The organism is Bartonella jaculi, from assembly GCF_039543045.1.
In the GTDB taxonomy this organism is placed as follows: Bacteria; Pseudomonadota; Alphaproteobacteria; order Rhizobiales; family Rhizobiaceae; genus Bartonella; species Bartonella jaculi.
The window spans coordinates 1-9,091 of sequence record NZ_BAABIZ010000036.1 but is presented as its reverse complement, the minus strand read 5'-3'; the positions used below and the strand labels follow the sequence as shown (position 1 = coordinate 9,091).

At 40.2% G+C, this 9,091-nt stretch carries 8 protein-coding genes and 1 pseudogene; 2 read left to right on the top strand and 7 right to left on the bottom strand.

What is annotated here, in order from left to right; translation table 11 throughout:
• Positions 1–197 precede the first annotated feature (197 nt).
• The 3 genes and pseudogenes from ABD915_RS08265 to ABD915_RS08255 form a co-directional block, all read right to left on the bottom strand.
• Complete coding sequence (locus tag ABD915_RS08265; protein WP_345117295.1) at positions 198–1,163, bottom strand: MATE family efflux transporter; 966 nt, start codon at positions 1,161–1,163, stop codon at positions 198–200.
• 57 nt (positions 1,164–1,220) lie between these two features.
• Positions 1,221–1,565, bottom strand: a complete 345-nt coding sequence (locus ABD915_RS08260; RefSeq protein WP_345117293.1) for an MATE family efflux transporter — start codon at positions 1,563–1,565, stop codon at positions 1,221–1,223.
• Positions 1,566–2,583: 1,018 nt separating this feature from the next.
• Positions 2,584–3,354 (bottom strand): annotated as a pseudogene (locus ABD915_RS08255) (type III PLP-dependent enzyme domain-containing protein); the annotation flags it as partial.
• Between the two features lie 228 nt (positions 3,355–3,582).
• Here ABD915_RS08255 and ABD915_RS08250 point away from each other — a divergent pair.
• Together ABD915_RS08250 and ABD915_RS08245 are read left to right on the top strand one after the other, a co-directional pair.
• Positions 3,583–4,458 (top strand): hypothetical protein, encoded by an 876-nt coding sequence (locus ABD915_RS08250; protein ID WP_345117291.1) that lies wholly within the window; start codon positions 3,583–3,585, stop codon positions 4,456–4,458.
• A 10-nt stretch (positions 4,459–4,468) separates the two neighbouring features.
• Positions 4,469–5,689, top strand: coding sequence for an MFS transporter (locus ABD915_RS08245; protein WP_345117289.1), 1,221 nt, complete (start codon positions 4,469–4,471; stop codon positions 5,687–5,689).
• A gap of 1,245 nt (positions 5,690–6,934) precedes the next feature.
• Here the strand turns inward: ABD915_RS08245 and ABD915_RS08240 are convergent.
• The 4 genes from ABD915_RS08240 to ABD915_RS08225 form a co-directional block, all read right to left on the bottom strand.
• The gene (locus tag ABD915_RS08240; protein WP_345117287.1) at positions 6,935–7,192 is read right to left on the bottom strand and encodes a hypothetical protein; all 258 of its coding nucleotides are present in this window, start codon (positions 7,190–7,192) and stop codon (positions 6,935–6,937) included.
• Between the two features lie 323 nt (positions 7,193–7,515).
• Positions 7,516–8,019, bottom strand: a complete 504-nt coding sequence (locus tag ABD915_RS08235) for a DUF6622 family protein (RefSeq protein WP_273757243.1) — start codon at positions 8,017–8,019, stop codon at positions 7,516–7,518.
• Between the two features lies 1 nt (position 8,020).
• Positions 8,021–8,578: a hypothetical protein gene (locus tag ABD915_RS08230; RefSeq protein WP_345117284.1), complete on the bottom strand. Its 558-nt coding sequence runs from the start codon at positions 8,576–8,578 to the stop codon at positions 8,021–8,023.
• The gene (locus ABD915_RS08225; RefSeq protein WP_345117282.1) at positions 8,566–9,054 is read right to left on the bottom strand and encodes an ApeI family dehydratase; all 489 of its coding nucleotides are present in this window, start codon (positions 9,052–9,054) and stop codon (positions 8,566–8,568) included. Before ABD915_RS08225 ends, ABD915_RS08230 begins: the two co-directional genes overlap by 13 nt.
• Between the last annotated feature and the right edge of the window lie 37 nt (positions 9,055–9,091).

The window sequence follows — 9,091 nt, the reverse complement described above, 5'->3', positions numbered from 1 at the left end:
TATGAACTGTTATGAGTGATAGCTGCTTTTCATTTCATTTGAATGACACATGCGTTATAACATTTGCATCATGATTGGCTTTTTATGGTCTATTCATACATGGCAATCTTATATAAAAAATGGTCAATTTAAACACGCATAAAAGGATGGATTCTTGAGTGGATTCATATAAAATAATTGCACATAACATATTGACTTTATTGTGTTTTTATGCAATATTTGGTTCCTGCTCCAAACAAAGAATTGCGTTTTATTAAATAACCCACGCGCATATAATTAAAGAGAGAAACGATTAAGCTTGCACCAATCATGCCAAACCAATACCCTATAAAGCCATATTCAAAAAAATGTGCCAAGAGCATGCCTCCAAATAAGCCTATCCCCCAATAGCTTATTGTGACAACAATGGTTGACCAAAACGTATCAAGCAAGCCCACAAGTATGCCATTGAGCATAGCCCCTAAAATGCCAAAGGCAAAAGATAATAAGACAAACGGAAGCAACGCCCAAGAGAGAACAATAACGCTTTCCTCAGCAATATCAAAGATAGTTGTAAGGATAAATTCATAAGAGAGATAAACAACCCCTGATAAAAACAAGACATAAGCGACAGCAAAAACTGTGATACTCATACGTAACTGTTTTAGAGCCATATGATTCCCATCTGCTCGATACCACGCTGCTATTGTCGCGGCTGCACTAGAAATCCCTAAAGCTACCACAGAAATAAGCATATCAAGACGCATTCCAATCGTATGCGCAGCTAAAGCTTCGATCCCAAAAGCTGTAATCATGAAAGCAATGACAGAAGGGAAACCTTCCGCAATAAGAAGACGGATACCTATGGGGATTCCTACGAGCAGCAATTGTATGATTCGTGAAATTTCTAACTTTGGTTTCAAATAATGAAAGTGAAAGGAACGAAAAGTAGAATTGCGAGCCAGAATTATTGCTACTGCCATAACAATCAAAATACGGATCAAACTACTCGCAATTCCAGCACCAAAGACACCTAATCCGCTTGCAGGACCTATGCCAAAAATAAGCGGCCAAGAGATAAGAAAATTCACGAGGATAGCCGTAAGCATAACCCAGGTTAAAGGCTGTGGATTACCAATTGCTGACAGTAATCCACGGCTATTCACATAAAGATAAAAAAACACCACCCCTATCGCAGCGCCACTATTATATTCCTGCGCTATATGAGCAATTGCCTCATCTTAGCCGAGAAGACATAAAATATTCCTCGTATTAAGTAAAATGATCGCACTCATCATTCCAATCAAAAGGGAAAGCCATATTCCTTGATCAAACCATGCCTTTAATGCATCTCTATCTTGTTTGCGAAAACTTTCCGCAAGTTTTGGGGAAACCGCGGTAATAATCCCTAGCCCCAACAACATAACAAAACTAAACATACTCAGAGCCAACATTGTACCACTCAAGGCTTGAACACCTAAATGCGCCACAAGCGCTGCATCTGTGAAGGAAATCATCATCTGAGAGATAAAACCAATAGCCAGAGGCATACCAAGAGAGAGCAATTGCTTCATCACAGAAAACATTGTGAAAGACCCTTCCCTATTGAAGGGCCTATTAAGATCAGATCTTTTAAACAAAACTGATTGATTTTTTCCGTCAAGTCTTTCCACCGCAAATCTTGCCTAAAGAATGCATAATGAGAACTCATTAAGCTAAGAGGAGATGCCCAATTCTTAAAGGAGAAGCGCAATGCGCCTGTATTGTTTTTTTGGACTTCATGCCATGCGTTTTTTTGTACAACATTATGCCCCCAAGCACTTATAATCATTGATAAAATATCCTCAGCAAGCGTTTGTTCATCTTGCAATCCATTTTCAGTATTTTCAATAAAATTTTTTAAAAGACTTCTTGATACAAAACTTGATATGCTCCCTCTAAAAAACCAATTCTTGGTAATAAAGAACTGTTGAAAAATATAAAAAATAAACGAGGGACTAGTCGTCCTGTTTGAAGATTTTGTACAACGCAATCAGCTTCAAAATCAAGATGCAGATCCACAACGATCTGAATATCAAACGCTGTCTTTTAACTGGAGAGGACGCACACGTCCTTCAACCGATAGCCAAAATAGATCTGTGGCGGTGGACATGAAATTTTTCCATTACGCAAAAAAAGTCCGAGAAGCACAGGTTTCTTAAGGAAAAAACAAGAGAAATGAGAATGAGAACAGTTGTAAAAATGAAAATGGCACTGCACATGATACATCGGTGTGCTAACTTTCTACTAGTATAAAAGATCGACGAATCAAATTAAATATGTTTTGCAAATAAGCACGAATATTTTGCACCACACTAGGTTTTATACAACTGCAAAAAATCTCCTTTATTCGACAGCAACTATCGCAGCGCCCCTAAAACGACCACGCTTTGGAATAACCACCTACCAAGCTATCCACTCACAACTAAAGATTCGCCATCAACCAGAAAGCACTTTATGACTAGACGCGCTCCAACAAAGCACAATACCTAATAAGCAAAGCGATAAACTCCATACGAATAGTCATTTTCTTCAAAAAATGATAATTTGAGGCCGCGTTCGAATTCAATCTGGCGCATTCATTATATCATAGCTCCCACATGCCGGCAGCATAAATTTGTCATCTAAGGATAAATCCAATGGAATAGACATATTTCTTACAAGAATATCATGCTCATAACAATTTGAACCAACGACATCCACTAAACTAAATTCACTGCTCATATCTCGAAAAGACAAAATTTGCGGCACTCTATTTTCGTGATACTGTGCAGATCGAGCACACGTCCCCAGAGCCCAGATTGTAATTAAGTTCGTACCCTTCCGCTCTTTTATAGAGCTAATATTTGAAAATAAATAACCATAATCTTCAGATATAATACGCCTAGGTTCAATAATTACCGTAAGCTTATGTAAATCACCCCCCAATTGTGACAATGCCTCATAAATTTTACGAGGGTATTCGTCATTGACCATCACGGCATCGCAGAATACTGTGAAAGTCGGATATCTCCCGCCTAGACTGATAAAACTTATCTGATCCTTCAATGCGTAAATATCCTTTCCAGCCTTAGTTAAGTTGGATACTCTTAACTCAGTCGAATTCGAATTAGAGCCCACATGCAAATGCTCCCCATTAAGCTTCATCCTCTTGGACTCTAGCAAAGAGAATGCGGCATGTAACTCCGCCGCAGTCATACCAAAACGCGATCTATCCTCGTTTGCCAGTACATGACACAATCTCAATGAGATTTTATGCAATATGTCAAAATGGCGGGAAAGAGCGATGATGTCATGTAATTCGATAATATTATCACACTGGACATTTATATTGTTTTCTAATAGATAATTCTATCTCTTCTCAAAATTTTACAGGGATATTAAAAATATATCTCTACTTTTAAATCCATCTTTTTGCGCTAATGATATTTCATGACCAGACGCAAATCCCAAGTCCCAGCAACATAACAAAGCGTCACACGTGATAAACTTTATGCTGCCCGTGAGATCGGCGTTAACCGGATCAGCTTCGGTGTACAGAGTTTCATTGAGCAGTTCCGATCATTGTTTAACCTCACCTCAACACGTGAACAAATCAAAAATACCGTGGCCTGGTCACAAGAGATAATTGGACATGTCGGTTTCGACATACTATATGGCATGCACAGCCAGCAAGCCGAAGAACTATTATACGATTTGAAGCAAGCCAGCGAGCTTCACCCTGAAACCATCAACCTCTATGCAATCAACAATCTGGCTATCACGTCGCAACTGCATAAGTCTTACACACAAAAAGGACTAAAACCATCCAGTCTACAGCATCGACAGATGCTTCGCTTATTTAGCGACATCGTTATGCGCAGCTGCGGCTATGCGCCGTGTAATGGGCATTCCTATATCAAAATTGCCAATAACACTCCTCTAACGCTCGCTAAAACAAGTTCCGCTAATTATTTCCGCTATCACAAATATTTGCATGGTTATCATGACGATTATCTGGTTGGCTTCGGGACGTCAGCACTGTCGATTCTCGGCTCACTCGTCACACGAGCCAATCCCAGTCGAAGCGGATACATTACCGACATACAACTTAAAGGAAAATCCAAAGTATACTACAATTGGGTATCAGCGGAGCAACAAGCCTCCAAGGCTTTGTGTATGCGGCTACCTTATAACGGCTATGCCAAAAAAGAAAGAATTGACTGGATCGTACTCCCCTCTTTCGTATACAATAATCTACAACAGCTTATAGGCGCAGGTCTCATCGCAGAAAGTGATAACGATCTCCAGCTGACTCAGTGTGGTTGGCAATGGTATTCCAACCTGATGTATTTTCTTCTACCTCAAGAAGATAGGGATATCTTGGACGACTATGTCGCAAACATGCTGAATACAACCGCCGTACTTGATGGACCAGCGGAAATCTGTGTGGCATCTTAAGGAGAAAAGAATGTTCACGCTTTTTGCCAATAAGAACATACGCTATTTTTGCCTAACCGTTAGTCTGCTCGCCTTACTCAGCGGTGCTTTGCGCACTGCTATCCCGCTATTAGCAAGACAATCTGGATATGACGTCATCGGAGTAAGTTGGGCACAAGGTCTCTTCTCATTAGCATGGCCAATTTTTGGCATCCTTGCAGGCACTTTACTTGATCGCTGCGACAAGATAAAACTTGCCACCTCGGCTCTCCTCATCTTCATGCTCATGCATATTATCCTGTTCGTACTGCTTATGATACAGATTGCTCCAGCCGAACAAATTTTCTTCTATGCAACCATTGCTGGGTTCATCGTCGTTTCTGCCGAAGCTTATATAATGACAATTCCGCCACTTATCATGGAGGGAGAGCGGTTGATGACCTTCTACTCAATTGTCTTGTTTTTAGATTTCGGTGTCTCCTCTTTTCTTGCCCCCATCATAACAAGCAGCATTTTAGTGCATAGCACACTGCTATTTCTCGGCCTATTAATCGTGCTTTTTATCACGTTGATTTTTACCGCTCGCCGTGCTGTTCTGACATCGCCAGCACTTGATAAAGAAAACATCACTTTCCGTTATATCATTGCCGGCTTTCGTTTCATTTTTTCAAATCGGCATCTCAGCTCCCTTACATTACTCACATTCTTTATATCGGTGGTATTTGGAGCATTCCTAACCTCGTTCATCTTCTTCGTTACCGACGATCGGTATCTGGGCCTACATAGCAGCCAATATGGCGTGATGTTTGCAGCCTACGCGCTTGGTACAATGGCAGGTGCCCTCTTTGCACCGCGTATACGCTATGCACTGGTGCGCCTAGCTGTTCTCGCTGACGGCTTAGGAACGGTTGCCTTGCTGCTTATTCCTGCCTTTTCAAAAAGTGCTGTCGTCGTATGGGGCGTCACCTTTATCGCTGGCGTTGGAGCAAGCTTATGGTTTATTGGTGTTACTGCCTTCAGGCAGCGTCTCACACCAAAGCAACTTCTCGGGCGAGCTAATTCTGCTTTTCGGGTGATAGGCTATGCTGGAATGCCGATCGGAAGCTTTTTGGTCGGCGTCCTTGGTTCTTTTATATCATTGCAGTTTGCTGCCACCTTTATCGCTGGACTTCTATTGATAGCTATCGCGATAACGCTTCCATTTCTTTGGCAGGCTGATCATATAGACATACCCAACCCTGCCACGAGATAAAGCTATTTTTAAAAAAAGACACAGTCGGAAAAAGCACACATTCCCTATTCCGCAATCGATTGATCTGTTTTTTGGACGAGGAAATTATCACCATAATGGCTGATAGAGCTAAGGAGCACTATGGAATCAGACAAACAAACGTTAAGGGCAAAACAGACCCTTTACGTTGCATTGGGCGATGATCTCAACGCCTATATCAAGGATGAAGAAAGCTTATAGCGTACGGAACGCACTTCTTAACCAAAAACTCCGCCCTCACAATACCCACTTATACTCCAGTTAATCCATCACCCGCTATTATACGCATCTTTGCACTTTTCCGTTACACTTAGTATAAAATATGTCTATGAATATTTCTTTTATACGTCACAATTCCTTTTATCCTATTTATTTCTGTATCCTCTGCAAATTTACTTTCATGCAAAGTATTGTATAAGCAATTCTCTTTATTTTTTAAGTTTCTTATGCTTGTTTTATTTCTTTTCGCTTATGCAAGTCAGTTTGTTCAATCCGCATTACCACATTTTGATCATTTTGCTTTTTTCGCCTTGCTTTGCAAGAGCAATAATCTTGCGCTCTAAATTGGCGCGCTGTTTTGCATCATTAAAGACGGCGATTTTCTATTTCTTCTTGTGCTCTATTATGACACTTACAAATATTATCAGCAAGCTTATCAATTGGCACTAGTCCATCCAAAATATGTATATCTTTTGGCATTGTCATATTTCTAACAAATCGAAGAGCTGAATCTCTAATTTGACAACATGTCACCATAAGTAATTTTAAAATTTCTTTACATGCGGCATAGCTAAGCACAATCTAGAAAAAAACTCTAATAATGACGGTGTCTGCCGACTATATACCTAAGCTTACGGGTTCGCATCTTATGTCTCATCATAAGGTGCACTTGCGCACTCAAAAGCAGAAATTCTCTATTCCATTGAAAATAAAGCTATAAATCTAAAAAATACCTTTTTAGACAAGATCTCTGCTCATTAAGACGCTTTGGTTTTTTTGAACAAAAAAAGAAAAATACGAGAGAAAGGCTTTTTGTTCTGTTGCCACTCACACGTAAAAAAGGACCAAGAAACGCGGAGTTCTTAAGGGCAAAAAACAAAAGAAATGAAAATAGTCGCACAAAGCTAAATGGTACTGCACGCGATACATCAGTGCTAACGTTCTCTTTAAAAACACACAGATAATTACAACCAGCTTCAAAAAACAGCCTTACCAATGAAGTCCTAGCTAGAGGGTTGCGTGCACAACGCAATAATGACACACTGATTCCCGCAAGCGTGCTTCACATATTGTACGCGTAGCCTGTACGGAGTCTGCCGCTCCTAAATACTCAGACGTAATGCTACTGGGTCGTACAGTGACCGCAGTTGCACCCTTAAACACCGGTTCCACCCATATCATAATGCTTGACAAAAGCATTATGCCATCATAGCAACCGCTTTGCGTATGGGTTCCACAACATAGTTCTACAAATTGTTGACGCATTGCCAAGCTAAGAATTTTCTTGCCCACCTACGCCAATGAGACCATCACTATCCTCTTTTTGAATCGTAAAACAAAATGATTTACCATTAGCGATAAACTATCTGCTCAAAGTCCAGCGAGCTTAAACTCATAGCATTCTAAACCTTTAGGCTCGCTCTTCCCCCAAGGGGGCATCGTCAGATATATCACTTCCGTCACGTATTCACGCACTGTGACAAAAAAATCTGAAACTATAAGGCAACGCTGCGTTTGTATGCAGCGTTGTTGTTAAGAATAAGCTTCTATTGAGAGAGTTCTGATAGGAAGTCCCCATGGTATAGGAATTAATTTGGATTCTTTCGAAATGCTCTATATAAATTTAATGTGCCGCCCCAAAACACACCATCAGTGAACCCACTTAAAAGACCAAAAAGAAGATTAAAATCAAATGCATATTTCAAATCAGGTTTAACATGGAGAAAAACAATCAATGTGAATTTGATGACAAAAGCGATAAGAATAAATATCAGCGTCAACGGCGTACCAGGCCGAATAATTAAATCCGTTCCCTCTTTGATTTTTAAACGCGGAGTGGCACGCCAGAGCAACCAGCCAACGCCAACGCCGATCATCAGCCCTGCCAACATTGAGAATGCTCCCCAGCATGGGAACGCCAGCTGGTTAATCACATCGCTTCCGCCCAAAAAAAGAAAGACTAACGGCAATAGAAAAAGGCGGTTAACCTTCATTTCCCTATCTTTCAATGCGATTATTCCCCTCGCGATGAGAAAAATAAGCAAAATCCAGGCCCATAAAGGGGTTTTAGTCAGAATATTAAACAATGACATATTATGCTCCATGGTGTTTCACGCGATAAAAATATTGCATGACATGAGGAAGATATTTAGAAAAAAGAATACCAGCAAAAATTAAACCCATAGTGACCAACCAAATCTGGGGGGAGCATGTAAAAAAAGCCACTAGAAGACCATTGGCAAAAAAGATGATTACCCAAATACATGTAATATATTTATTGATGAGATAAAAGAGGATATGTTTGCGTTTTTCTTCAGGAATACCAGCAGGAGCATAAAAAATGGTAAAGGGTTTTTTTACCAGCAAGCTCATCAATGAAACCAGAGTAAGTGACAGATAGCAAAAAACTGTAGGGTAGTTCAGTAAAAGTGTAGACCATCCAGCGAAATAATTAACAAACAGGACAATAACTGTCAGAATGTTAGTAATCATCACGGGTTCTCTCTGCCGGATAATTTTAATATTCACAGCAATAATGAACAATAAAATCACAGTTAAGATGAGAGAGCGCTCGACCAGAGTTAAAACGTTTCCATTGATAACCCAGGAGTAAATACTCCACGGAATAAAAGAGATTATTATGTTAAACATGGCGCATCCTCCTTTTTATATTTGATAGAAAACTTACCGTAAGTGATTCGTTTTTTAGTTTCCGTATGAATATAAAAAACGCCACCCGGTTCACACTCTGTATCCTGTTTAATGGTCAACTGATAGGTATCTCCCGGATAAACTGCTTCAATGAACTTTACTTTTTTCAGCGCAACAGATGCGATATTTTTCGCCCTACCCTGTGTGGACAAAGCCAGAACCATCTCAATCAATAGTGAACCAGGACATACGGCGCGGGAGAGGAAATGTTCCTCAAAAAGCGGGTGATGCGCATTAAAGGAAAAAGTACAAGAACCTCCGGTTACGGAGGAAATCTTACATAAATCGCCTAGTAATGGAAGAGCGGCTTTCTCAGAACACGAGCTAGGGTTTACACAGTTTACTTGTAATCTATTTATATCTATGTAATAATACGTATTATGAATAGATTTGTTGGGATAGGTAAGGCCGCTCAAGCTTTGGGGGTTTCTATTAGCACTCTACGACGTTGGG

What these genes read in the sequence shown, in the direction of transcription:
- ABD915_RS08260 (WP_345117293.1), bottom strand. Translation starts at nt 1,565, where the DNA reads ATGTTTTCTGTGATGAAGCAATTGCTCTCTCTTGGTATGCCTCTGGCT.
- ABD915_RS08245 (WP_345117289.1), top strand. Translation starts at nt 4,469, where the DNA reads ATGTTCACGCTTTTTGCCAATAAGAACATACGCTATTTTTGCCTAACC.
- ABD915_RS08240 (WP_345117287.1), bottom strand. Translation starts at nt 7,192, where the DNA reads ATGCGTCAACAATTTGTAGAACTATGTTGTGGAACCCATACGCAAAGC.
- ABD915_RS08235 (WP_273757243.1), bottom strand. Translation starts at nt 8,019, where the DNA reads ATGTCATTGTTTAATATTCTGACTAAAACCCCTTTATGGGCCTGGATT.
- ABD915_RS08230 (WP_345117284.1), bottom strand. Translation starts at nt 8,578, where the DNA reads ATGTTTAACATAATAATCTCTTTTATTCCGTGGAGTATTTACTCCTGG.